Source organism: Frankia sp. RB5, from assembly GCF_059816245.1.
Window position 1 is genome coordinate 47,828 of the sequence record NZ_JCBATA010000008.1, and the last position, 24,022, is coordinate 71,849.

A 24,022-nucleotide genomic window follows, 5' to 3' on the forward strand; every position below is an offset into this window, starting at 1 on the left:
TACGGACCTCCACCGACCGGCTCAGCCCTTGGCGGCACGGAATCCGGCGTCGAGGTCGGCGAGGATGTCGTCGATTCCCTCGATGCCGACCGACAGGCGGATCAGGTCGGGGGTGACCCCCGTCGCCGCCTGCTCGGCCTCGGTCAACTGGGAGTGCGTGGTGGTCGCCGGATGGATGATCAGCGAGCGGACGTCGCCCACGTTCGCCAGATGGCTGAACAGCTCGACGCCGTCCACGAAGCGGCGGCCGGCGTCGGCACCTCCCGCGATGCCGAAGGAGAGGATCGCGCCCACCCCCTTCGGTAGAACCTTCCGCGCGCGCTCGGACCAGCGCGAGGACGGCAGTCCCGGATAGGCGACCCAGCTGACCTCGTCGCGGGCTTCGAGCCACTCGGCCACCCGCTGGGCGTTCGCGGAATGCCGCTCGATCCGCAGTGACAGCGTCTCCAGGCCCTGCAACAGCAGGAAGGCGTTGAAGGGGGAGATCGCGGCACCGATGTCGCGCAGCAGCTGCACCCTGGCCTTCGCGATGTAGGAGCCGTGCCCGAGCGCCTCCCAGTAGATCAGGCCGTGGTAGCTCGGATCGGGGGTCGTGAAGTTCGGGAAGCGACCCGACGCGCCGAAGTCGAACCGCCCTCCGTCGACGATCACGCCTCCGATGGCCGTCCCGTGACCGCCGATGAACTTCGTCGCGGAATGCACGACGATGTCCGCACCGTGTTCCAGCGGCCGATACAGGTAGGGCGTCGCCAGCGTGTTGTCGACGATCAGCGGAATGCCATGGGCGTGGGCGACTTCGGACACGCCCACGGTGTCCAGCACGTCGCCGCGTGGATTGCCGATCGTCTCGCCATAGAACGCCTTGGTGTTCGGGCGCACGGCGTCGCGCCACTCCTCCAGACTGTCGGGATCCGCGATGAAGGTGACCTCGACGCCGAGTTTGGGCAGCGTGTAGTGGAACAGGTTGTAGGTTCCGCCGTAGAGGCTCGCCGACGAGACGATATGGTCGCCGGCCTCGGCGAGGTTCAGGATCGCGAGTGTCTCCGCGGCCTGGCCGGACGCCGTGGCCAGGGCACCGACCCCGCCCTCGAGGGCCGCGACGCGCTGCTCGAAGACCTCCTGGGTCGGGTTCATGATCCGGGTGTAGATGTTGCCCGGCTCGCCGAGCGCGAACAGCGCGGCCGCGTGGTCCGTGTCGCGGAAGACGTAGCTCGTCGTCTGGTAGATCGGGACGGCTCGGGCGCCCGTCGAGGGATCGGGCTGAGCCCCCGCGTGAATCTGTTGGGTTTCGAAGGACCAGCTGTCGGCGCTCATGATGGTTGAGTCTCCCCGTGTCGGAGTACGGATACCTGTAGGAGGACGGTTCGACGCGACCGCCTCGGCTGCCTGCTCAGGGGCGTGACGTACTCGTGCCGCGGCTGCCGTGTGCTCACGACGCCCGGTCCCCGGGGGTCCGCGCGTTTGCGGGTGCGCGGAAAGACGAGCGGTGTCCCGATCGACTGGATCGGTGCTCAAGCCTGCCGTCGCCAGTGGCCAGAAGTAGAGCGAGACGCGCGCTGTCAGCGGCGGAGCCGCGCTGAACGGCGACGGGCGAGGTGTTACCGGGTAGGCGACGCGCCGGTATGCGGACGTACCACCGGACATCGACCGCTGGCCAGCAACGGTGATGAATGCCCGGCGAGTGGCCGCATGGTGCAGACGCTAGCAGCCTGTCCGGGGCCTTGTCTGCTGTCGTCCGCGTCGGTGTTCGCCTCTGTTAGTGCCGGTGACGCCTGGAGGTCGCCGTGTGTGGGCCCGCGACGGCCGAGGCGCCGCCGGCCTATGGCGGCGGAACGCAAAACCTTCACCGAGAGTAATATTTTCGGCGCGTATCGGTAGTCATGTCGGGGATCAATGACCTACGGTGCGATCATGACCTGGCCGTCTGGGCGTGGGTGCGGCCGCGGGGGACGACCGGCGCAGCCGCGACTGGCTCCCGTGAGTCCGCAGCCGTTGACGTCGTGCCAGGCTGGACAGGACGTCGCCACTGCGTGACGCTACTCGACGTGCCGCTCTCATTGCCAGAGGTGATGGATGGGGGGGCCGGCGTGATCAGACGCCTCGTACCCCGGTTGATCGGACTCGCCCCGGTGCGCGCCTCGCTCACGCGCGGACCCCTCGCCACGGCCATCGTGGACCGGTTCGTGGCCGGTCAGACGGACGCGGACGCGGTCACGGTCGTGGCCGGGCTGGCGGATCTCGGTCTTCGCGCGACTGTCGACCTGTTGGGCGAGCAGGTGACCCGTTCCGAGGACGCCGTGGCCACCGTCGAGGCCTACCGTCGGCTGCTCGATCTGGCGGATCGGGCGGGCTGCGCCTGCGGGCTCGACGTGTCGGTCAAGCTCTCCGCCATCGGGCAGGCCGTGCCCCACGACGGTCGCAAGCTGTCCTACGAGAACGCCGCGGAGATCGCTGCCGGGGCGGCGGCTGTGAACGCCACGGTCACCCTGGACATGGAGGATCACACCACGACCGACGCGACCCTGGACACGGTGGTCGAGCTCCGCCGCGACTTTCCCTCCGTCGGTGCGGTCCTGCAGGCGCAACTGCGGCGCACCGAGGCGGACTGCCGTGACCTGGCCCGGGAGGGCTCCCGGGTGCGTCTGTGCAAGGGGGCCTACCGAGAGCCGGCCGCGGTGGTCTGTCAGGGACGCGGAGCCGTCTCCGCCGCCTACGCGCGTTGCCTGGGGATTCTGGTCGCCGGCCCCGGGTATCCAATGATCGCCACCCACGATCCCGCGCTGATCTCGGTGGCCTCCGGCCTGATCGAGCAGGTGGGCCGTGCCTCGGACAGCTATGAGTTCCAGCTGCTGCACGGAGTGCGCCAGGCCGAGCAGCGGCGGCTCGCCGCGCGGGGCGCGACCGTCCGGGTGTACGTGCCCTACGGGCCCGACAGCCTGCCGTATCTGACGCGTCGGCTGGTCGAACGTCCCGCCAATCTGCTCCTCGCCGCGCGCGCCATGGGCGAACGTCGCGCGGGCGCCACGGGGTCCGCACGATCGATGCGGTGGTCGGCGTGACCGCGACGGGGTTCACGGTGCCGGACGCCGTCAACGAGGTTCCGCTGACGTACGCGCCTGGCTCGTCGGAACGCGCGGGCCTGCGGCGGGCCCTGCTGCGGCTCGGTGGCGAGCATCTCGAACTGACCAACACGATCGGCGGCCGCAGCCGGCCGGGAAGTGGTCCTGTACGGGAGGTCGTCCAGCCGCACGCGCACCGCAGGGTGCTCGGCTCGCTGCGGGAGAGCACGCATGCCGACGCCGCCGCCGCCGTCGCCGCGGCGAAGCAGGCCGCCGGTCCATGGCGTGAGTGCGGCTTCGTCGAGCGTGCGGCGGTGTTCCTGCGCGCGGCCGAGGCGCTGGCCGGTCCGTGGCGGGACACTCTGAACGCGGCGACGATGCTCGGCCAGTCGAAGACCTGCCTGCAGGCGGAGATCGACGCTGCCTGCGAACTGATCGACTACTGGCGCTACAACGTCATGTTCGCGGCTGAGCTGCACGGCATGCAGCCTCGCAGCGGAGTGGGCGAGTGGAATCGCCTCGACCTGCGCCCGCTGGAAGGGTTCGTCTACGCGGTGACGCCGTTCAACTTCACGGCGATCGCCGGCAACCTGCCGACCGCGCCCGCTCTGATGGGGAACACCGTCGTCTGGAAGCCGGCGCCGGCCCAGGCCTTCGCCGCGCACTTCCTCATGCGGCTGCTGGAAGCGGCCGGCCTGCCGCCGGGAGTGATCAACCTGGTCGGCGGTTCGGGGGAGTCGGTGAGCGATGTCGTGTTCTCCGATCCGGATCTCGCCGGTGTCCACTTCACCGGGTCCGCCGCGGTCTTCGCGCGGCTGTGGCGCGCGGTCGCGGACAACCTCGACGGTTACCGCGGCTACCCGCGGATCGTGGGGGAGACCGGCGGCAAGGACTTCGTGGTGGCGCACCCGTCGGCCGACGTCGACGTGTTGCGTACGGCACTGGTGCGCGGTGCCTTCGAGTACAGCGGGCAGAAGTGCTCCGCGGCTTCGCGTGCCTACCTGCCGGCGAGTCTGTGGCGGCGGATGGACGGCGAACTCGCCGCGGCGACCGAGGCGCTGTCGATCGGTGACATCAACGACTTCGGCCACTTCTCCGGCGCCGTCATCGACGACCGCGCCTACGCGAGGCTGGCGGCGGCCTGCACCCGCGCGGCCAACGACTCCACCGTCACGGTGCTGGCGGGTGCGCAGTGCGATGACAGCGTGGGCTGGTTCGTGCGACCGACGATCCTGGTCGGCACGGACCCGGGGCGGGAGTGGTTCACCCGTGAGCTGTTCGGGCCGATCCTGTCTGTCCATGTCTACGACGACAGCAGCCCGCAGGCCTGGGACGACGTCCTGCACCTCGTCGACCGCACCAGCGACTACGCGCTGACGGGCGCGGTCGTCGCGACGGATCGGGCCGCGATCACCCGCGCCGAGCAGCAGCTCCGATACGCCGCCGGCAACTTCTACATCAACGACAAGCCGACAGGTGCCGTCGTCGGGCGCCAGCCGTTCGGCGGGGCCCGCAGGTCGGGAACCGACGACAAGGCCGGGTCCGCGCACCACCTGATGCGGTGGGTCAGTCCCAGGGTCGTCAAGGAGAATCTCGCGCCGCCTGTCGCCCACGACCATCCGCACATGGGGCACGGCGGCTTCGCGCCCGTCGGGCCCGCGCGGGGCGACGCGGACGCGGGGACCTCCACGTCGGACGGGCGCCGGTCGGGGCGGGGGGGTACCGCGTCCTCGTCGCAGCGGGACGACCGGCGTGAATAAGTCAACAGCGTTCAGATAGGACGGCAACCAGGAGACGACGCGATCTACGGGTCATAAAATGACGTGGTCGCGCCCTCCCAGAGCCAGGAGTCCCCCATGTCGGCAGCCGAGCGTACGCGTCACGTCCTGACCTTCTGTGGCAAGTGCAGCTGCGGATGCCCGGAGCTCTTCGTCGACCACGAGGCGCCGGCCGAACGCCGCATCGTGCTGACCGACGACTTCGGCCAGCGGGTCCAGATGAGCGTCGAACAGCTGCAGGTCATCGTGGAGGAGGCCCGGTCGGGCAGGATCACCGACCTCGTCGACGCGGAGCTCGCGATGGGCGCCCACTGAGATGGTCGATGGCCTGCGACCGGGTGTGGGCGCCTGGCATGAGGGCCGACGCGTTCTGCCGCGCCTCGAGGAGGGCCCCACGTGTGCAGGGCGCCGGCATCGGCGCGGGCGGCGGTGAGGCACGACCACCTCGCGTCGCCGACCACGCACCTGCCCGCCGCCGTCACGGTCACCGCCGCGATGGCCGCCGCTCTCGTGGCGGCATTCCACCTGGTGCGGATCGGCGGCGGCGTCCGGCGCGCGCGGCGGCCGGAGGCCTCGCCGCGGCGGGCGAGTGATCGCGGCTCGACCTTCCCGCGCAGGGCGATGTTCCCCGCGAGGGCGGCGTTCGCGCCGAGTGCGAGGTTCGTCCCCGTCGAGGCGGGGCACGCGCTGACCGCCGCGGGCATGGCGGTCATGTTCGCCGGGCCGGCTGGCTGGGCGACCTCGGACGGCTTCGCGGTGGGCTATCTGCTGCTCGCCGGGATCTTCCTGACTCTGATTCTCACGAGCTCGTCATGCTGCGAGCCGGCGCGATGGTCGTGCTGCTCGATGCTCGTCGTCGAGTCACTGGCGATGGCCTGCATGGCCCGCGCCGGTCGTTGGCCGGTCGGCGACCTGGGCGACCTCGGGGATCTGGCCGGATGGTTCGCCGTCATCTTCGCCGCCTCCGCGGTCCTGGCGGTAGCCGGTCCGTTGCTGCGCAGGTCGGTGTCCGCGTGGGGCGGTGCTCCGGCTCCGCTCACGCCTGCCGCCTCCCGCCTGGTGATGGCGACCGGAATGCTGCTGATGCTGCTGTAGTGCCCCGGCCCCGGCAGCGCGGACAGTCCCGTCCGGCCGGCCCGTGCTGGCGGCTGGGCACAAGCCGCGCCACCGGGACCGCGACCAGCAGGGCGAGCAGGACAACCACCGGATATCCCCATTGGTCCGCGGGCGGCGGCGGGAACGCCTGAGTGGGCGCTCGGTGCCCGGCCTGCGGGCTTCAATGGATTCATGACACTTCCGCTGGGTCACCATGCGAGCGGTCAGGACGCGGGACCGCCGTTCGCACTCGAGGAGGGAGAGCGCATGGTGCGCGCCCGCCTCGACGGCGGCGAGATGTACGCCAAACAGGGATCGATGGTGGCCTACCGAGGCCGCGTCGACTTCGCCTACAAGGGTCAGGGCGTCGGGGGATTCCTGCGCCGGGCGGTGACGGGCGAGGGCCAGGACCTCATGAAGGTGTCGGGCCGGGGAACCGTGTGGTTCGCGGAGTCGGGCAGCCATGTGTCGATCTTTCATCTGGACCGAGACAGTCTGACCGTCAACGGGCGTAACCTGCTGGCGCTCGAATCCGGCCTCCGGTTCAAGGTGACGACGACATCGGGGGGTCTCGGCGCGATGGTGGCCGGCGGTGTGTTCAACACGGAGGTCTCCGGTACCGGCGGAGTCGCCGTCCTGTGCCTGGGGTCGCCGCTGGTGCTGGCGACGGACGAGCCGGTGTGCGTCGACCGTGACGCCGCGGTCGCCTGGACGGCGGGAGTGCGCACGCGTGTCGTGTCGACCTTCAAGCTGGGTAATCTGGTGGGCCGTAGCTCGGGTGAACTCGCCCAGGTCGAGTACACCGGCCGCGGTGGCTTCGTCGTCGTCCAGTGCGGTGAGATCCCGGCCGCAGGGACCGGTTCGGAACGCCACTGACCGGCGCTGACGAGTACCGATCGCCGGCGCCCGGACCTGGCCGGTGCCGGTACGCCCGCGCGTGGGGGAGTCCCGATGTCGTCGCGAGGTTCAACGCCAGCGCCCGACGATACGCGCGCCACCGTGGCCGCTCCGGCGCCGCTCGCTGACGCGCCGTCGCCCGATCCGCTGGACGAGCTGGGTGCGGTGCTCACCGCCCAGGGCCTGCTCGAGACGTCTCGTGGCCTCGTCGCAGCACGGGCGGTGCCGGCCGGACCGTTCGACGACGCGCCCGCCCTCGCCTGGGCGCAGAGCGGGCTGATGTGGCTGACTGGTCAGCCACGGCGTGCCCCACTCGCCCCTGGGGCCCCGGTGCTTGGCCGCGCGGTGGCGGCCGCCCGGCTGTTCGCGTCGCTGGCAGGCCAGATGGGCCACGCCGTCGTGCCGGACGTGCCGAGCCTGCTTGGGGGGCGCGCCGCGCTGATGGGACTGCGGCGCGCCGGGCGGACCTCGGCGAACGGAAGCTGCCGGCTGCTGCGCACCGCGGACGACTGGATCGCCGTGAACCTTGCCCGTCCAGCGGATGTGGAGGCGATCGATGCGCTGGTAGGGGTGCTTGGCCAGGACGTCGGAGCTGGCACGTCACCCGCCTGTCCGGACCCGCGGGCGCAACCGGGTGCTCAGGTCACGGATCAGGCGTGGCAGGTGCTCGATGCGGCTGTGCGGCGACTACCTGCGGGCGAGGTCGCCGACATGGCCCACCTGCTCGCGATTCCAGCCTCCGTGCTGCGCACCGGGCGGCGGCCGAGCCCCGTCCGGCGCGTTGCGGTTCCAGGAGCCCGTCCCGGTGGGCCAGTGGGCTCCGGTCATGGGGGTCCCCTCGTCGTCGACCTCTCGGCGATGTGGGCCGGCCCGCTGTGTGCCCGCCTGCTGGGCCAGGTGGGAATGCGGGTGATCAAGGTGGAGAGTGCGCGGCGACCGGACGGTGCCCGACAGGGCGATCCGGACTTCTACGACTGGCTGCACGAGGACCAGCGCAGCGTCGCCCTGGACTTCGAGAGCGAGTCCGGCCGGGCGAGGCTGCACCGGCTGGTGGACGAAGCCGATGTCGTCATCGAGTCGTCGCGGCCGCGTGCGCTCGAACAGCTCGGCCTGGACGCGGCCCGCGCCGTCGCCGTCCAGCCCGGGAAGGTCTGGCTGAGCATCACCGGATACGGACGCGGCGACGGCGTGGCCGGCCGGGGCGCGCAGCCGGTGTCCTTCGGGGACGACGCCGCTGTCGGTGGTGGCCTCGTCGCCTGGGAGCGCTCCGGCGCCGCCGCGTCGCCCGTGTTCTGCGGCGACGCGATCGCCGATCCGTTGACAGGCCTGTTCGCCGCGCTCGCGGTCGTCGCGTCGCTTGCCCGCGGCGGCGGAAGTCTTCTGGACGTCCCCCTGCGCGACGTGTCCGCATGGGTCGCCGACTCGCCATCCGCGCCCCGCGGCCACCGCCCGCCACCCTGGCAGGTCACCGGATCGGACGAGGACGGTTGGATGGTGGCGCAGGCGGGCCGCAGCCAGCGCGTTCTCCCGCCGCGAGCACCGTGGGTGGACGGCGCGGGACACGAGGTCCGCCCACGGCGCGCCCCGAGCAGCGGCGCGCATACACAGGCCGTCCTCGAGGAGCTCGGTCCGCGCTGAGGGCTGCCCTCTCGGGTCACCGGGGATCCTTCGCGGGGTCGCCGGCACCTGCGGGCTGGTCGCTCCCGTCAGTGCCGCGGCGGGCGGTCCCGCCGATGCCCGGGCACCCGGCCGTATCCGGCGTGGCCGGCTGATCGGGATTGCCGGGTGACCCGTGGGACAGGAAGGTCGCGTCCACGCCCGGTTCGGTGGGCGCGTCGTCGCCGAGGAAGCGGCCGGCGGGCTGGGGTGCGGCCCGCAGCGCAGGCCTGTCAGCGGCGCGCCGGTTCGTGATCGGCCCGTTGATCTCTGTGGCGGCGTCGAAGAAGCGATCGTCTGGACGGTGGTCTGCCACGGGGGATGAGCCGCTGCCTCCTCCGTGGCCGTCCTCGGCACCTGCCGAGGCATGCCTCTCTCGGGCCGGGTCAGCCCAGCTGGGCGCGCTGCCCTCACGCGGCAGTGGTGTCGGCGCGGTGGGAGCCGCGGCGCGTGTCCGCTCCCATGGGTCTGACCCGGTCTGCGTCGGCTGGCCTGGCTCGAGATGCCAGACCACGACCGCGAGGCCGACCAGCCACAGGTACCAGATCAGCTGGCCGACCACGCGACCGGTGACCGCCGCGTCGATTCCGAAGGGAAGCAGCACCCCGCCGAGGACACCACCCGCGGCGAGCCCTCCCAGGGCGGCGAGCAGGGCGAGTGCCGGCACGGACAGCGACGCGCGGCCCGCGCAGCGGCGCACGACACCGGCTCGGGCAGCCCTGGCGATCAGGGCGACCGACCAGATGGCGAGGAGCAGGCAGGCGAGGACCTCGCCGACCATGACGCCGAACAGTGATCGCGCGGCGTCGAAGACGGCCGATGCGCGGTCGGCCTCGGCGGGGATGGCCGCACGTCGGGCCAGCGCCGGCACGGACACCAGCCAGAACAGCAGACCGGTCAGCTGGGCGCCGGTGGTGGCGGCCGCCACCACCGTCAGCGCGGACCGTTCGGGCCCTGGTGGGAGGAGCCGGACCAGTCCTACGGTGATCGGCACCAGGAGGCCGGCGGCGACGCCGCACAGCACGAGGCCGACGCAGATCGCGAGCCAGTGCTCGCGCACGGCCGAGAAGGAATCCGCGGACGACGCGGTGAGCACCTCGGGATATCCCAGGGATCGGCGCAGCGCGGTAAGGCCGAGCGCGCCGCACACGGCGCAGAGCAGCAGAAGCGTGGCGGTGAAGCGCTGGCTTGTGGACATCGACGCTACACCTCCCGACCCGTCCGGGCTGGCGGGACCAGCGCGCGGCGATGTCCGCCGATCAGAGCCAGCCAGCATCATCGCGACGTTACGCAATGATGACACTACATGCAGTAGTCGAAGGTGGCGGCGGGAGGTGCGCGGCCGGCCGCCGGCAGGCCGCTGTGTTCGGAGTGGAGTCTGCTGAATGCGGCGTCGTTGCACGTGTATGGCGCCGGATCGGCGTTATATCCGGCGTCCGGATTCCCGGTGGTGAGGCCCGCCGGGCTGATGGGCGGGCGCCCGCGGCGGGTGATCGTCGGCGCGCGGTGTGGAGGCTGGGAACCTCGGACCGTGGGCGGCAACCACCTCTGGGTAGCCTCCCCTAACTTCAGGCAGCCTTACCTGTATTGCGGTCCTGGAACTACGTCGGCTCCGGCGGCTCGCTTCCCTGCGAATTCCCTATCCGTGTGATTTGCTGATGTCGGGAGGTCCGTGAGCTCGGCCCGGCCGGCGGTCCTGTGTCGCCGTCGTCGCAGATCGTGGGGCATCCGGGGTGGGTGGGCGGGCTGGTTCTGTAGGTGTCGAGCCGCTGTGGCGGTCCGTGAGGCCCGGCGGGAAACGGTCGGCAGAAAGGTGGCTATCGATGGCGACGCGTGGTGACACGGAAATCATAGAACTGCTCAACAGTGTGCTGACCAATGAGCTGACGACCATCAATCAGTATTTCCTGCACAGTCGGATGCAGCGAAACTGGGGTTATCGTCGAATCGCTGAGCACTACTATCACGAGTCGATCGACGAGATGAAGCACGCCGACAAGCTCATCGAGCGGGTTCTCTATCTCGGTGGTCTGCCGAACCTGCAGCGGCTGCATACCCTGCGCATCGGGGAGACCGTGCCCGAGCAGCTGGAGATCGACCACGCGGGCGAGCTGGAAGCGGTGGACCTCCTGCGCCGTGGAATTGCGCTCGCGCGGGAGCGCGGCGACGTGGGTTCGGCGGTCCTGCTCGAGGAGATCCTCGTTTCCGAGGAGGAGCACATCGACTGGCTCGACGCCCAGCTCGAGCTGATCTCGCAGGTGGGCGCGGCGCACTACCTCAGCCAGCAGATCCACGACGACTGACGGCGGTGCCCGAGCGTCGTCGTGGCGAGGGCCCCGACGCGGCCGGCGGCGGGGCCACGGGCGTCGGGATGAGGCGTGCGGGGTGCGGGGGGCGGATTGGGTGGGTCGAGCCCGACGGATTGCTATGGCTCCGTAGTGGTCCCTCTCCGCTGGGCGTGTGGGGTCGAGCGCGCATGGTCCTTCACGAACTGTTCTGTGATCGTCACGTGCTGTTGTTCCGCGGCGGGCTCGGGTACTTCCTCCCGGCGACGGCATCCGGTCCTCGCTCTGCAGAACCGATCCCGTGGGAGATAGTGTCCTGTCGGGGATCGCGGCACCTGACGTCGACGTCCACGGGTTTCCGCCTCGGCGGCCGGCTGGAGGGGAGGGTCTGTTGTGTCTCGCCAGCTCCCACCAGGCGTCTCGCCGGGCCAGGTGGCCGTCGCCGTCGTGTCGAGCCTCCACCTGAATCGACCGGAGCCCCCACCGGGCACCCCCGGGCGAATCCCTTGCGAATGGAAAGGATCGTGCGCTAGTGGCGACGTACACGCTGCCGGATCTGAAGTATGACTATGGCGCGCTGGAACCGTCCATCATCGGGCAGATAGTCGAGCTCCACCACGACAAGCACCACGCGACCTACGTCAAGGGCGCCAACGACACGCTGGACAAGATCGCCGAGGCTCGGGACAAGGGCGACTTCGGGGCGATCGTCGGTCTGGAGAAGACGCTCGCCTTCAACCTCTCCGGACACATTCTCCACTCGATCTACTGGGAGAACCTCTCGCCGGACGGCGGCGACAAGCCGGACGGTGTGCTCGGTGAGGCGATCGCCGCCGACTTCGGCTCCTTCGACGGGTTCAAGGCGCAGCTGAACGCCGCGACGACGACGGTGCAGGGGTCCGGGTGGGGCGTGCTGGCCTACGACGCGACCGGCCAGCGTCTGCTCGTCGAGCAGGTGTACGACCACCAGAGCAACGTCGGCGTGGGCAACACGCCGCTGCTGGTGTTCGACGCCTGGGAGCACGCCTGGTACCTGCAGTACAAGAACGTCAAGGCCGACTACGCGGCAGCCCTGTGGAACATTGTCAACTGGGCTGACGTCGCCGCGCGCTATGCGAAGGCCAAGGGCGCTCCAGCCGCCTGACAGCGTCGGCGCCCACGTTCAGGTCACCGTCGTGGGTCCTCGGATCGGACCGGATCCGCAGGCCGGGGCGTGTCCCTCGACGCGGGCCCGGATCGCGCATGGTCACGGCAAGGGCATCCCCTCGGTGATGCCCTTGCCGTGGGTCTGTGTCCACCGGATATGCAGAACCTCGCCGCGGGCGAGTGCACATGTGATGTAAACTACACCATGGGCGCCTTGACGGGAGACGGTTCCACTACCGAGAGTAGTAGACATGTCTGTCGACGCACGTCAGTCCGTTCGACGTCGATGCGGGAGCTTCCCGCTGTCCTTTCCTTCCCTCACCGCCTGGCGCTGTCGCTGACGTTTGGGGCTCTCCCCCTCTCGGCGGCTATCCCGTCGGGGCCGTCCGCCGACCGTCCGCCCGCGCCGTGTCCGTCCGTTGACGGTGGAACCCGGTGATGGTCACCGACTCGCGTTGGCACCTTCCGGCGCGCCCCCTTCGGTGAGAGGGCAGCTTCGGTCGTGAGTCCGCGGCTCATGGGCGCTGCGGTTCCACGGTTCGGGATGCGGCGGGTCGCCGGCCCTTTCGTCCTCCCAGCGGCGGAGGGCGGCGGCGTGGGATGAAGCGGATCACGGCAGCCGTCCCCATGTCCTGCCGAAGCCGTCACCACAGGCAGAGTGGGACACGGTCCGACCGCCCGGCCACCCGGGCCGCGGTGTCGCCTCGACGGCACTGGACCCACCCCGCCGCCACGCTCGCCACGGGCCCCGGAACCGACGGTGAGCCGACAGGGCGGTCGCGGTACCGCCCGTAGGAGAGGCATGCCCGGTCCGCCGGTCGTAGCCACGGTCCTTATCCCCGAATCCCCTGACGCCCATCACACCCATGGCCGCGTATGCGGCACGCCCGGCCGATCACGGCCGCGGCGATCCGTCCTCCCGCGAAGGAGAACCAGGCGCCGATGATGTCGCCGATCCGCCCGCCGTTCGCCACCGATTCCGATACCAGGACGCCTCCCACCACCCTTCCGCCCGCGCGCGCCGCGGCCCCCGCGACGGCGGCCGGTTCCGTCGCCGCGCGTGTGTGGGCGTCGACCGGCGCGTTCCGCACCACGGAGGCCACGCGGGTTCCGGCCGCGCGTACCGATCCGACCCCCACGATCACGCCGACGGGCCTGCCCGTCTCGCCCGTTCGCGGTTCATCCGGACCGGCGGACGGCTCCCGGGTGGACATCCGTTCCACCGTCGCGGTGCTGATGGGGCGCGGCGAGAACGCCGACGCCTTCACCGAACTCGCCGACCGGCTGGCGCTCGATGGTCACCGGCTCACCGTCGTGCCTGACGGCGCGCACCGGATACCGGCGGTCGTGGAGACCAGGGTGCCGGGTGTGCCGTTCGTCCTGCTCGGCTCGGATACCGGCGCGCTCGCGGCCCTCGCGATGGTCGGCTCGCCCGCCGTGCGGCCCGACGGCCTGATTCTGCTCGGCCTGCCGCTGCTCCACGTTCCCGTGGCCGGTCTGCCGGTCGAGGAGCCGTCGCCGCGGACCCTGCCCGACCTGCCGATCCTGCTGATGCACGGGGCGGACGACGAGGTCAGCCCGCTGCCGCTGGTACGCATGACCACGCGGACGGCGCCTCGGGCCGAGCTCGGCGTCACCCCCGGCGGCCACGACCTGCTGGCCGGGCCTGGTCGGCGCAGCGTGGCCGCGCGCACTGTGCTGTTCCTGGAGTCCCTGCGGGACTGCTGAACCGCACGCCCCGACTCCTGCTCCCCTGCTGCGCCGGCGTTGCCGCATCAGGGGAGCAGGTACCCGCGGCGCACCGCTTCGTCGATCATGACCTGGATGTACTCCCACAGCGCTGGCGAGCCGTCCTCGATCAGCTGTCGGCGGGCCAGCACCTGCGCCTTCGTGACGCGGTGCGCCCGCCAGCTGGCGCCACGGGTGTAGAAGTTCAGCAGCAACGGCTGGACGCGGTCCAGCGCGCGCGCGAAGCGGGCATCGGGCGTGCGGCGTTCCTCGAACTCGTCCCACAGCCTCCGTAGCGCCACCGCCTGGTCATCGGGTAGTTGGGGGAACAGCCGGTCCGCGGCGGCCCGTTCGCGCTCCTCCTGCTCAGCGGCTCCGCGCGTGTCATAGAGGAACGTGTCGCCGGCGTAGACCTCCACCAGATCGTGGATCAGCAGCATTCTGATGACCTTCGCCTGGTCTACCTCCTCCGTCGCGTACTCGCCGAGCACGACGGCGAGCATGGCCAGGTGCCAGGAGTGCTCGGCGTCGTTCTCCCGCCGGGACAGGTCGATCAGATGGCTCTGGCGCAGGACGGACTTCAGGCCGTCGATCTCGAGCAGAAAGGCGATCTGGCGCGCCAGACGTGCGTCGGTCACTCCCGGCGGCGGAGGAACCGTGCCGGTGGGGAGGCCAGGGCCACAGCCATCCTGACCCTGCTCGAACGATGATGTGCACACGGCGCGGCCCACTCCCTTCCCGGCACCCACATCAGCTTCCCGGCACTCACACCAGGCCCGCCGCCGGTCACCGCGGTGTCGTGCCGCCGAATCGGACGAAACCCTATATGGAGTTACCGTGAGTGGTCGTGGCGCGTACTCTCGGTAAGTGTGACGGTCGTCCTGTCGCCCCCCCCGGCACCGCGCGGAGGAACCGGCCTTCGTGACCGGTTGCTGCGCCGGCGCGGCGTGGGAGGGGCGGGTGGACCCTCTCGTCCCCGGGCGGGACCACGACGGCGGGTGCGGTGGATGGCGCGCCGCATCGCGGCGCGCTGCGACGCCGGGGTGCGTCTGGTCGGTCTGCTCGCGGTGCTCGTGACGACGCTCGGAATGTTCGGTCTCACCCTGCGTGCGGTCGTCGCCCATCGCCTCGACGCGACCGACGACCTCGTGACCCACCAGGGCCGCGCGCTGGCGACGGCGCAGGAGCTGCGTGTGGCGCTGTCCCAGGCTGATGCGGCAGCCGCCGCGGAGGTCTTCACCTCGGTCGAGCTTCTGGTGGACCGCGCCGCGCCGGCCGCGCGGTTGCGACACCGGTATGACGGGATCAAGAGCGACGCCCCGTTCGAGACGAGCGTCGCCGAGTCCGCCCGTGACGTCCTGGATCTTCGTCGTCTCGATCCCGGGCTGTGCGCTGCGGACGGGGGCGCTCGGCGCGGTCCGGCTGTCCTGCCAGCGGTCCCCGATCCGGACGACGCTGGTGACGACGCGCCGGGTGCCGCCGGCGGGGCCGACGGCGACGGCCCTGCTGACGCCGACCAGGCCGGGAGTATGGAACCGCCCTGGTCGGCGCAGGCGTCGGTCGCCATCCCGTCACAGGCCGCGCGTCCCGGTCCGGCGGCCGGGGAAACGGCGGGCGTGGTCGCACGGCCGGGAGCGCGCTGGGCCGCGCACGGCCCGCCCACGCGGTCGGCCGCGCGCCCCGCGGCGGGCGCGCCGTCGGTGGCCTGCCCGCTCGACCTGCTGGCCGAGGCGATTCCGGTCTACAACGGGATGGTGGAGCGGGCCCGGGCGAACAACCGGGCCGGCCTGTCCGTCGGCGAGGCGAACCTGCGGGCGGCCTCGACGATGATGCGCACACAGATCCTGCCCGCGACGGAGGTCCTGGTCGCGCGGTATGCCGACGCGGTGGACCTCGCCTACCGGCGAGCCACCGGGGCGCGCGGGGAATGGGCGGTCGTCGTCACGGCCGGTCTCGCGCTTGGCTCGCTGCTGGGAGTGCAACTGCTGCTGGTGCGCAGGACCAACCGGCTGATCAACCCAGGTCTGCTTCTCGCGACCGCGGCGGTGCTGACGGCGATCATCTGGACGGCGGTGTCGTTCGGCACCCAGCAGACCCGGCTCGACACCGGCCGCGACGCCGGCTACCGCCCGATGACGCTCCTCGCGCGCTCCAAGACCCTGGCGTTGGAGGCCCGCGTCGACGAGAACCTGTCGCTGGCGGCGCTGGGCAACGGCGTTCGCTTCGACGAGCACTTCGCCTGGGTGGCGAGGGGACTGGGATTCGATCCCGCCGGGGACCGCCTGCCTCCCGAGCCGGTCACCCGGCGTGGTTCGCTCGTCGTCGCGCTCGACAACCGGCAGGGGGCGGATCTGCCCGCAGGCCTGGAGGCGCAGCTGCGGTCCTGGCTGCGGGTGCGGGACTCGGTGGTCCGCCTGCTAGCCTCCTCGCCGGACTCCGTGGTGGCCGCCGCGCACGGTCCCGGCGACGCCGGTTCCAGCGGCGGGGACCCGCGCACGTCCGACACGTTCGGCGAGGCGGTGACCCGCACCCTCGGCCCGGGCACCGCCGCGTTCGCCCGGTTTGTCGGCACGCTCGACACAGCGATCGACGGCGCTCGCGGCCGGTTCGAGGCGGATGTCCACGAGGCCGCGGGCGCGCTGCGCGGGCTCCGCCTGGGCGCGCCGGCGCTGATCCTCGCCGCGATCCTCGCCGCGGTGGCAGGCATGTGGCCCCGGCTTCGGGAGTATCTGTGAGCGGCGTGGGCGGCCGCGCCGTCGCCGCGGCGGCGCGACGAGGCGCCCCACGCGCCGATCAGGGCATGGCGGCGCGTGCCCGGGCCGCGATCGTGCTCGCCTGCTGCGGGGCCCTGGTCATGGCAGGCTGCAGCACGGCCCGCAGCCCCCTGCCGATCGAGGCCGGCCCGCTGCCGCGCTCTCCGGCGCCCGCCGAACCGACCCCGGCCTCGTCGGACCCGGGGGCCGCGGCGCGGCCGGACGGCACCTGCCGCGCGGACGGGCGTCCGGTGCGTGCCAGCGAGCCGCCGCTGTGGCCCATGCCCACACCCGGGCGCATGCCACCGGGCAGCCGGATGGGCGTGATCGCCCGGGACCGGGGATACCTGCGCGTCGGCATCGTCACCGATGCGCCGCCCGCCGGCCTGATGAACTGGCGCACGCTGCGGCTCGAGGGGTTCGACGTCGGCATCGCCCGCGCGGTGGCCGCGGCCATCTTCGGGCCCGCGGACGTCGACGACCACATCCAGTTCCGCGCGGTCACCACGTCCGAACGCGAGGATCTGCTGCGGTCGAACATGGTCGACATGCTGGTCGCCACCATGACCATCACCTGTGAGCGCAAGCGCCAGGTCCGCTTCTCCAGCGTGTACTACGAGTCCACCCTGCGACTGCTGGTGCGGCAGAACGCCGGGATCGCCGACCTGGCCGACCTCGCCGGCCGCCCGGTGTGCACCTCGGCGGGCAGCACCGCCAGCGAGAAGCTGGCGCGGGTGCCCCCGCCCGCGCCGCGGCCGGTGACCCGCCCGCGCATCGCCGACTGCCTGGTGGCCCTCCAGTACGGCGACGTCGACGCGATCGTCGGTGACGATGTTCTGCTCGCGGGACTCGCCGCCCAGGACCCTTACACCACCGTGCTGGGCCCGCCGGCGTTCGGCGCGGCGTTCGCGGCCGGCGGGCAGCTCGATGAGCCGTACGGCATCGCGATGCCGATCACCGGGGACGCGGTGGGCGATGACGAGTTCGTCGCGTTCGTGAACGGGGTCCTGCGGCAGATCATGTCGGACGGCACGTGGACGCGGCTGTACGACGAGTGGCTACGCCCGGGGCTGCGGGTACCCGGCCGACCACCGCTGTCCGACCTCGCGTCCTGAGTGCCTCCGGGTGGCGCGGGCGCCCGAGGGGCCGGGCTGGCTGCTCGCCACGGGCTCCGAACGCAGGACCCCGGCTGTCCTAGAACGTCCTAGAACAGCGTGCGGGGGCGGGCGTGGTTCGCCCGATCGACGAGCTGGACCCGGGCGGCGCGGTCACTGGTGAGCCGGGCCATCTCCCGGTAGGTCGTGGCGAGGGCGAAGCGCAGGTCACGTTCGACCAGCGGGCAGCCGAGCAGCGTCGGGGGACGGGAGGCGTCGGGGGTGAGCGTGCCCTCGGCGAGCAGCGTGAGCCCGGTGGCGAGAATGTCGCGACGCAGCTCGGCGCGGCGCCTCTCACCCAGGTCCAGCAGGGTATCGGCGAGCATCGCCGCGGCCCGCAGCAGGGCGGCCAGGCTCACGCCGGGTACGTCCGGGCGTCCGGCGCGGTCGACCAGTACGCCGATCATCCTCACCCTGGCGGCGGTGTAGGCGAAGGAGGAGCGAGGCACGCGCTGGTAGGCGTCGAGCTTGCCGGTCGCGTCGGTGCGGCAGCGGGCCAGCCCGAACGCGGCGCTGGTCACGCCCGGATCGATGACGCTCACGACGTCGAACAGCGCGGCCGCGCGTTCCCTGGCGGCCGCCCGCTCGGCCGGCGAACCCGCCCGAGCGGCCACGTCGGCCAGCGCGGTCGCGAGCGCGAGCCGGGGTGCGAGTTCGCCCGGCAGCTGCGAGTACACGCGGTCGAAGGCCGTTGCGGCGAGTCCCGGGCACCTGCCCACCAGCGCCGCGAGGCCCCGGTACCAGTCGACCCGCCACTCCTGGGGCGCGGCCGTGGCCGCGTCATCCAGGGTCCGCGCGGCCTGCTCGAGGTGCCCGGCCCGGATCGCGGCGCGGGCGAGTGACAGACGGACCTCCGTGGTCACCGGCGAGACCGCGGCGAGCCGGGCAGCGAGGGCGGCCGGGTCCTCGTCGGGTCCGGCGGCCAGCGCCGGGGCACGCGGATCGTCCGGGTCGATCCGCAGGTCGGGCAGCACCTCCCAGGCAGCGGGCGGTCCGGCGGGACCGGCCTCGCCGGTGGGATGCCCGGCGGCATCGAACCATCGGCTCGCCAGCGGCGGGACCGGGCCCTCGGTGCGCGCGACGATCTCGTAGAGCACGCCGACCATCTCGTCGGCGAGCTCGGTGGTGCTCGGGAAGCGCCGCCGCGGATCGGTCGCGGTGGCGCGGCGCAGCAGCCGATCCAGCGATTCGAACTCGCGCAGCGGGGGATGGGCGCGCCGCGGGGGCAGCACGTGCCGGTAGGCGTCGACGAAGCCGGGAAAGCGGCCCAGGACAAGCCGCGCGAGGGTCCGGGCGACCGCGAAGACGTCCGTCGCCACCGAGGGCGCGGCCCGGTCCACGCCTGCCGGCCGCTCGCCGTCGTCGTCGATCTCGGGAGCGCGGTATCCGGGCGTGGACAGATAGCCGGAGACACGATCGTCCAGGCGGCGGGCACCGCCGAGGTCGATCAGCTTCACGCCCGACGCGGTGATCATCACGTTGTCCGGCTTGAAGTCGCAGTACACCAGTCCCATACGGTGCAGATGTCCCAGGGCGGGCAGGACGCGCAGCAGATAGCGCAGGATGTCGGCCACCACGGGCGGCACGGGGCGGCCATCCGCGCTGGGCGGGCCCGCCTCGGCCAGTGCCGTCAGGGACAGTCCGGACACGTACTCCATCACGATGTAGTCCTCGCCATCGTGCGTGACGTAGTCCAGGATCTTCACGATCGCCGGGTGCGACACGGTGGTGAGGATCCGTCGCTCGCCCTCCGCGATGCGCCGCGCCTCGGGATTCGCCGCGTCGAGCAGCCCCTTGAGCACCACCCACGCCTGGACGTCGTCTCCGCCGAGGTTGTCGTCGGTGGCCGCGTACACCCAGCCCAGCCCGCCGTGAGCGATCACGCCGTGCACGGTGTACCTGCCCACGCGCTCCCCGGGCCGCAACTTCACCGTGAACGAGTAGCGGTGGCCGCAGCCCTCGCAGACGCCGTCGAGCGCCACCGCGCCCGACGGGCCGGGCCGGGCCACCGGCGCGCCGCACCCGGCGCACTCCCGCAGCCCGATGGGGACACTGGGGGCGTCCAGCAGCGGCGGCGTGGTGCCGGGCGCTGGCCCGATCCGACGGGGCAGGCGCAGCGGATCCCGGGGCGCTCCCCGGGGTGCGATCACCGCGCGCGGCGCCGGGACGGCACCCGCGGCGATCGCCTGCTCCTCGCTGCCGCCGTCGCCGGGTCGCGGGGAACCGGTGAACATGCCCCGGGTGGGCTCGGTCGGCTCGAACCAGCGCTGCGTGCCGCCTGCCTCGCCGGGGGGCGGGCCGTGCCGCGGTGAGCGCGGCGTCAGGTCGCGCTTGCCGGGCGACGACGTGCCGTCCCGCTGACCGTCCTGGTGCTCCGCCATGACCACCGCCCGTCCGCGCGACCATGCCCCACCGGCTGGCACGCGGCCGCCGTCACTGACTGCTGCCCTCCGTCACCGCTCGCCCGCGGCGATAGCCGAGGGTGAAAGCACGGGTGCGCTGACAGCCTGACATGGGCGGCGGCCTCCGTCGCGCCGAGCCACCGGACGGACCCGGGTCAGTGGTGACCTGGGTCCGCCCGGACGGGGTCAGTGGTGGACGGGCCGGCGACCGTGGACCGCCCGGTAGACGAGCAGCGCGATGATCGCCCCGATGACCGAGCCGATGAGACCGGAAGGCTGGAAGGCACCCTCGTCGAAGTCGTGACCAAACAGCGCGAATCCGAGGAATCCTCCGACGAACGAGCCGACAATGCCCAGCACGATCGTCGCTGGAATGCTCAGCGGGTCCCGGCCGGGAACGAGGAGCCTGGCGACCGCGCCCGCCACGAGTCCGAGCAGAATCATGCTGATGATGAACCAGAGCACGGGGACCTCCGCTGTCTGTGTCGTGGCCGGCGGCGGTGCGGGGTGCGCCGCCCATCTGTTCGCCGGATGATCGCGCGGAGATGTCCCCGGGGAGATATCTGTCAAACAGCCGCTTTCGCGAAAGAACACGCGGGTGGGGCCCGAGTCAGGAAGGTCGGCCCTTCTGGTTACGTGCTCGCCGTGGTGCCCGCGCCGACCATCGCCCCTCGGTGCGGCATACCTCGATCGGGTAATCGAAGCAGGCGCTGACCAGCTCCGAGGTGAGCACGTCGTCGACCGGCCCGGCTGCCAGCACTCGTCCGCCGCGCAGCAGCATCGCGTGCCCGGTGCTGATCGGCAGGTCCTCGAGGTGATGGGTGACGAGCACGCTCGCGAGGTCGCCGAGCTCGTCGGCCAGCGTCTCGATGCTCGTCAGCAGGCGTTCCCGGGCTGCGACGTCGAGCCCGGTCGCGGGCTCGTCGAGCAGAAGGAGCCGGGGTTCGGGCATCAGCGCCCGCGCGATGAGCGCCCGGCCTCGTTCCCCCTGGGAGAGCACCGGCCAACGCGCCTCGCGGATCGCGGCGATGCCGAGCAGGGCGAGGAGATCCTCCACCTGTCGTCGTTGGCGGGCCGTCGGGCGCCAACGGGGGACGAGCTCGACGGAGCCGGTCGCCCCGGTCAGGACGACCTCCTCGACAGTCAGCGGACTGCGCAGTGGATGGCGCGGGTCGACATGCCCGATCCAACCGCGCAGCGCACGCACGTCGACACGGCCAAGCTGGTGGCCGAGCACCTCCACGCTGCCGCGGGTGGGATGACGCACGGCGCCGCACAGACTCAGCAGGGTGCTCTTGCCCGCGCCGTTCGGGCCGAGCAGCGCCCAGTGCTCCCCCGGTCGCACGGTGAGCTCGATCTCGGTGAGCAGCTCGCGCCCGTCGCGGATCAAGGACACGGCGTCGGCACGCAGCACGGGCGGGCGCGGGGTCGTCGACCGGGCCGCGAGCCGCGGAACCGGTACGGGATCAGCGCCGGACGGGGGAGTGGGCGTGGTGGCCGGTCCGGTGGTGGAGGCGGGTCGCGTGGTCATGCGGATACGCCAGTGGGCCCGGGCGAGGCGACCGCGCCGGTGCGGGCCGCGACGACGCGGTGCGGGGTGGAGGCGCCGTGATCGGTGTCGCGAGCGGCGCCGCGCAGGCCCGCCGAGCGCGTGGCGATCCCGCTGGACGGGAACATCGGGGAGCGGAGGTGGCGCGGTGTGCGGGGCGAGCCCGGCAAGGGCGGGCGCACAGGCATCGTGGTCGTCCTCTCCACCCTTCCGGACGGGCAGCGTCGTGGGGCGATGCTGGTCGTGCGGGCGGGGCCGGTTCCTCGGCTGGTACCGGCCACCAGGTCGGCGCCCTGGGCGGGCGTCCTCTCGGAGCGCCTGCCCGCAGGCAGGGCCCGCAGGCAGGGCCCGCAGGCAGGGAAGGATGTGTCGGCGATGACGGCAGGAGTGGCGGTCCGCCGCCGGGCGATCACTCGTCGCTACCTCATGTGTCGTCCGACCTACTTCGACGTCCGCTATGCCATCAACTGGTGGATGGATCCGGACAGACCGGTCGACGCGGCGCGGGCCTGCGCGCAGTGGGAGGCACTGCAGGCGCTCTACCGCGGCCTCGGGCACACCGTCGAGCTGATCGAGCCGCGTCCTCGGCTGCCGGACATGGTGTTCGCGGCGAACGGCGGGGTCGTCGTGGACGGGCGCGCGGTCGGGGTGCGGTTTCGATTCCCGCATCGCCGCGAGGAGGAGGATCTCTACCTGCGCAGGCTCGCCGCCCTGGCGCCCCGGGGCGCTCATCGGCCCCGCTACGTCAACGAGGGCGAGGGCGACTTCCTGCTCACCCGCGCGGGGATCCTCGCCGGTATGGGCTTTCGCACGGAGTCCGCCGCCCACGCCGAGGTGGCCGCCCTGTTGCGACGCCCGATCCATCCACTGCGGCTCGTCGACCCGCGCTTCTACCATCTCGACACCGCGCTGTGTGTCCTCGACGAGGATCTCGTCGCCTACCTGCCGGCGGCGTTCGACGCGCCGAGCCGGGCCCACCTGGAACGTCTGTTCCCTGACGCGATCACGGTGCCGCAGGACGAGGCGCTGCTCCTCGCGCTCAACGCGGTCAGCGACGGACGTCACGTCGTGCTGCCGGCGGGCGCGCACCGGTTCGCGGCGGCGCTGCGCGCACGGGGATTCGACCCAATCTGCATCGACGTCGGCGAACTGCGCCACGCGGGCGGCGGGATCAAGTGCGCCACCCTGGAACTGCGCGGCGCGGCCGGCGCCGGTCGCCCTCACGCGGACACCATGGCACCACCAAGGGCGCGGGAAAGGCGGGCGACTCCCTCGGCGATACGCTCGGGCGGATGCGTGGTGAACGACAGCCGCAGCGTCGAGGGATCCGGTCGGCCGGCGAAGAACGCGGCGCCGGGGACGTAGGCGACCTCGTGCTCGAGGGCCACCGGCAGCAGCGCGGTGGCGTCGTACCCCGCCGGGAGCCACACCCAGACGAACATGCCGCCGCGGGGCGTCGTCCACCGGCTGCCCGCGGGCAGCGCGGCCGGTAGCGCGGCGAGCATCGTGTCGCGGCGTTCGCGGTACGCGGCGCACATCCGCCGGACGTGGCCGTCGGGGCCGGCGGCGGGGCCCACCGCCGGTGGGTTCGGGTCGGCCGGGGCGCCGTCGCGGAGATACCGCGCCGCGGCGGCCTGGTCGATGGTGGAGGAGTGCAGGTCGGTGGCCTGCTTGGCGATCACACACGCGCGTCGCAGAGGGTCGGGCGCGCGTAGCCAGCCCAGCCGCATGCCCGGTGCCATCGTCTTGGACAGGCTGCCGAGCAGGACTGTGCGGTCGGCGGCGATGGGGTCGGCGGCGATCCACGGCTCGGCGGCGCCCTCGAAACGCAGCTCGCCGTAGGGGTCGTCCTCGACGATCCACAGGCCGCGTCGCGCGGCGATCTCGGCGACGGCGCGCCGCCGGTGTCCCGGCATGGTGCGCCCGGTCGGGTTCTGGAAGGTGGGCACGAGGTAGAGCAGCCGCGGCTGGTGCCGTGCCACGGCCTGGTCGAGGTCGTCAGGTCGCACACCGTCGTCGTCGGTCGGGACCGCGATCACGCGCGCGCCGGCGAGCCCGAAGCACTGCAACGCGGCCAGGTACGTCGGGTCCTCGACGAGAACGACGTCGCCGGGATCCAGCAGCGCTGTGCCGAGCAGTGCCAGGGCCTGCTGGGAGCCGGTGGTCACCAGCAGGCCGTCGGGGCTCGTCGGCAGGCCCCGGCGCGCGAGGCGGCCAGCGAGCAGCGCGCGCAGGTCCGGGTCGCCCTCGGTGGTGGAGTACTGCAGCGACCGCGCGGAGGGCTCGGCGAGCACGTGGTCGTAGGCGCGCCGGATGCCGGCCGCGTCGAGGAGGTCGGGGGCGGGCAGACCGCCGGCGAACGAGATGACCTCGGGGCGGGCGGTGAGGGCGAGCAGGTCGCGCACGGGTGAGGAGCGCAGTCCGGCGGCCCGCCGGGCGAGTGCGGGAGCGGGGGCGCACGGCGTGGCGGTCCGCGAGTCCACGGAACACATGGCTAGGGGAACTCCAATTCGGCCTGGC

At 72.3% G+C, this 24,022-nt stretch carries 18 protein-coding genes and 1 pseudogene; 12 read left to right on the forward strand and 7 right to left on the reverse strand.

Features of this window, described 5'->3' with window-relative positions; translation table 11 throughout:
• Positions 1 to 21: 21 nt before the first annotated feature.
• Complete coding sequence (locus AC6EXY_RS05855; protein WP_101830061.1) at positions 22 to 1,314, reverse strand: bifunctional o-acetylhomoserine/o-acetylserine sulfhydrylase; 1,293 nt, start codon at positions 1,312 to 1,314, stop codon at positions 22 to 24.
• A 773-nt stretch (positions 1,315 to 2,087) separates the two neighbouring features.
• Here AC6EXY_RS05855 and AC6EXY_RS05860 point away from each other — a divergent pair.
• The 6 genes from AC6EXY_RS05860 to AC6EXY_RS05885 all read left to right on the forward strand — a co-directional run bounded on the left by AC6EXY_RS05860 (position 2,088) and on the right by AC6EXY_RS05885 (position 8,467).
• Positions 2,088 to 3,059 carry a proline dehydrogenase family protein gene (locus AC6EXY_RS05860; protein ID WP_101830060.1) on the forward strand — a complete coding sequence of 324 codons (972 nt, stop codon included), beginning with the start codon at positions 2,088 to 2,090 and terminating at the stop codon, positions 3,057 to 3,059.
• Positions 3,056 to 4,819, forward strand: a complete 1,764-nt coding sequence (gene pruA / locus AC6EXY_RS05865; protein ID WP_207770137.1) for an L-glutamate gamma-semialdehyde dehydrogenase — start codon at positions 3,056 to 3,058, stop codon at positions 4,817 to 4,819. Before AC6EXY_RS05860 ends, pruA begins: the two co-directional genes overlap by 4 nt.
• A gap of 96 nt (positions 4,820 to 4,915) precedes the next feature.
• Positions 4,916 to 5,152, forward strand: coding sequence for a hypothetical protein (locus AC6EXY_RS05870; RefSeq protein WP_101830059.1), 237 nt, complete (start codon positions 4,916 to 4,918; stop codon positions 5,150 to 5,152).
• An 81-nt stretch (positions 5,153 to 5,233) separates the two neighbouring features.
• A complete protein-coding gene (locus AC6EXY_RS05875; RefSeq protein ID WP_243407129.1) occupies positions 5,234 to 5,932 on the forward strand; it encodes a DUF5134 domain-containing protein in 699 nt (232 codons plus the stop codon).
• Positions 5,933 to 6,124: 192 nt separating this feature from the next.
• Positions 6,125 to 6,808, forward strand: a complete 684-nt coding sequence (locus AC6EXY_RS05880) for an AIM24 family protein (protein ID WP_101830058.1) — start codon at positions 6,125 to 6,127, stop codon at positions 6,806 to 6,808.
• 123 nt (positions 6,809 to 6,931) lie between these two features.
• The gene (locus tag AC6EXY_RS05885; protein WP_243407128.1) at positions 6,932 to 8,467 is read left to right on the forward strand and encodes a CoA transferase; all 1,536 of its coding nucleotides are present in this window, start codon (positions 6,932 to 6,934) and stop codon (positions 8,465 to 8,467) included.
• 16 nt (positions 8,468 to 8,483) lie between these two features.
• Here the strand turns inward: AC6EXY_RS05885 and AC6EXY_RS05890 are convergent, their stop codons facing one another.
• Positions 8,484 to 9,683 carry a hypothetical protein gene (locus AC6EXY_RS05890; protein WP_101830057.1) on the reverse strand — a complete coding sequence of 400 codons (1,200 nt, stop codon included), beginning with the start codon at positions 9,681 to 9,683 and terminating at the stop codon, positions 8,484 to 8,486.
• Positions 9,684 to 10,308: 625 nt separating this feature from the next.
• Here AC6EXY_RS05890 and bfr point away from each other — a divergent pair.
• From bfr to AC6EXY_RS05905, 3 genes are all read left to right on the forward strand, one after another.
• Positions 10,309 to 10,788: a bacterioferritin gene (bfr, locus tag AC6EXY_RS05895; protein ID WP_101830056.1), complete on the forward strand. Its 480-nt coding sequence runs from the start codon at positions 10,309 to 10,311 to the stop codon at positions 10,786 to 10,788.
• A gap of 514 nt (positions 10,789 to 11,302) precedes the next feature.
• The gene (locus tag AC6EXY_RS05900; protein WP_101830055.1) at positions 11,303 to 11,914 is read left to right on the forward strand and encodes a superoxide dismutase; all 612 of its coding nucleotides are present in this window, start codon (positions 11,303 to 11,305) and stop codon (positions 11,912 to 11,914) included.
• A 944-nt stretch (positions 11,915 to 12,858) separates the two neighbouring features.
• A complete protein-coding gene (locus tag AC6EXY_RS05905; protein WP_499842309.1) occupies positions 12,859 to 13,644 on the forward strand; it encodes an alpha/beta hydrolase in 786 nt (261 codons plus the stop codon).
• Positions 13,645 to 13,691: 47 nt separating this feature from the next.
• On the opposite strand, the gene AC6EXY_RS05910 is transcribed toward AC6EXY_RS05905, so the two are convergent.
• Complete coding sequence (locus AC6EXY_RS05910) at positions 13,692 to 14,282, reverse strand: HD domain-containing protein (protein WP_499818165.1); 591 nt, start codon at positions 14,280 to 14,282, stop codon at positions 13,692 to 13,694.
• A gap of 369 nt (positions 14,283 to 14,651) precedes the next feature.
• Here AC6EXY_RS05910 and AC6EXY_RS05915 point away from each other — a divergent pair, with 369 nt between their 5' ends.
• On the forward strand, positions 14,652 to 16,379 hold the full coding sequence (locus tag AC6EXY_RS05915) for a GlnX family signal transduction membrane protein (protein ID WP_101830053.1): 1,728 nt from the start codon (positions 14,652 to 14,654) through the stop codon (positions 16,377 to 16,379).
• Positions 16,376 to 17,512 (forward strand): glutamate ABC transporter substrate-binding protein, encoded by a 1,137-nt coding sequence (locus tag AC6EXY_RS05920; protein ID WP_243407127.1) that lies wholly within the window; start codon positions 16,376 to 16,378, stop codon positions 17,510 to 17,512. The genes AC6EXY_RS05915 and AC6EXY_RS05920 overlap by 4 nt, the downstream gene beginning before the upstream one ends.
• Positions 17,513 to 17,601: 89 nt before the next feature.
• Here the strand turns inward: AC6EXY_RS05920 and AC6EXY_RS05925 are convergent, their stop codons facing one another.
• The 3 genes from AC6EXY_RS05925 to AC6EXY_RS05935 all read right to left on the reverse strand — a co-directional run bounded on the left by AC6EXY_RS05925 (position 17,602) and on the right by AC6EXY_RS05935 (position 21,484).
• Positions 17,602 to 19,932, reverse strand: coding sequence for a serine/threonine-protein kinase (locus tag AC6EXY_RS05925; protein ID WP_243407126.1), 2,331 nt, complete (start codon positions 19,930 to 19,932; stop codon positions 17,602 to 17,604).
• Positions 19,933 to 20,139: 207 nt separating this feature from the next.
• Positions 20,140 to 20,418: a GlsB/YeaQ/YmgE family stress response membrane protein gene (locus tag AC6EXY_RS05930; protein ID WP_207770135.1), complete on the reverse strand. Its 279-nt coding sequence runs from the start codon at positions 20,416 to 20,418 to the stop codon at positions 20,140 to 20,142.
• A gap of 145 nt (positions 20,419 to 20,563) precedes the next feature.
• Entirely contained in the window at positions 20,564 to 21,484 is a 921-nt protein-coding gene (locus tag AC6EXY_RS05935) for an ABC transporter ATP-binding protein (RefSeq protein WP_101830052.1), read from the reverse strand.
• Between the two features lie 393 nt (positions 21,485 to 21,877).
• On the opposite strand from AC6EXY_RS05935, the pseudogene ddaH reads away from it, so the two are divergent.
• Positions 21,878 to 22,684, forward strand: a pseudogene (ddaH, locus tag AC6EXY_RS05940) (dimethylargininase); the annotation flags it as partial.
• Positions 22,685 to 22,722: 38 nt separating this feature from the next.
• Here the strand turns inward: ddaH and AC6EXY_RS05945 are convergent.
• The gene (locus AC6EXY_RS05945; protein ID WP_243407125.1) at positions 22,723 to 23,985 is read right to left on the reverse strand and encodes an aminotransferase-like domain-containing protein; all 1,263 of its coding nucleotides are present in this window, start codon (positions 23,983 to 23,985) and stop codon (positions 22,723 to 22,725) included.
• Positions 23,986 to 24,022 lie beyond the last annotated feature (37 nt).

Bases quoted from the DNA above. Each gene is read 5' to 3' on its own strand.
- AC6EXY_RS05855 (WP_101830061.1), bottom strand. From the start codon at position 1,314: ATGAGCGCCGACAGCTGGTCCTTCGAAACCCAACAGATTCACGCGGGG.
- AC6EXY_RS05870 (WP_101830059.1), top strand. From the start codon at position 4,916: ATGTCGGCAGCCGAGCGTACGCGTCACGTCCTGACCTTCTGTGGCAAG.
- AC6EXY_RS05880 (WP_101830058.1), top strand. From the start codon at position 6,125: ATGACACTTCCGCTGGGTCACCATGCGAGCGGTCAGGACGCGGGACCG.
- AC6EXY_RS05890 (WP_101830057.1), bottom strand. From the start codon at position 9,683: ATGTCCACAAGCCAGCGCTTCACCGCCACGCTTCTGCTGCTCTGCGCC.
- bfr (WP_101830056.1), top strand. From the start codon at position 10,309: ATGGCGACGCGTGGTGACACGGAAATCATAGAACTGCTCAACAGTGTG.
- AC6EXY_RS05905 (WP_499842309.1), top strand. From the start codon at position 12,859: ATGATGTCGCCGATCCGCCCGCCGTTCGCCACCGATTCCGATACCAGG.
- AC6EXY_RS05915 (WP_101830053.1), top strand. From the start codon at position 14,652: ATGGCGCGCCGCATCGCGGCGCGCTGCGACGCCGGGGTGCGTCTGGTC.
- AC6EXY_RS05925 (WP_243407126.1), bottom strand. From the start codon at position 19,932: ATGGCGGAGCACCAGGACGGTCAGCGGGACGGCACGTCGTCGCCCGGC.
- AC6EXY_RS05935 (WP_101830052.1), bottom strand. From the start codon at position 21,484: ATGACCACGCGACCCGCCTCCACCACCGGACCGGCCACCACGCCCACT.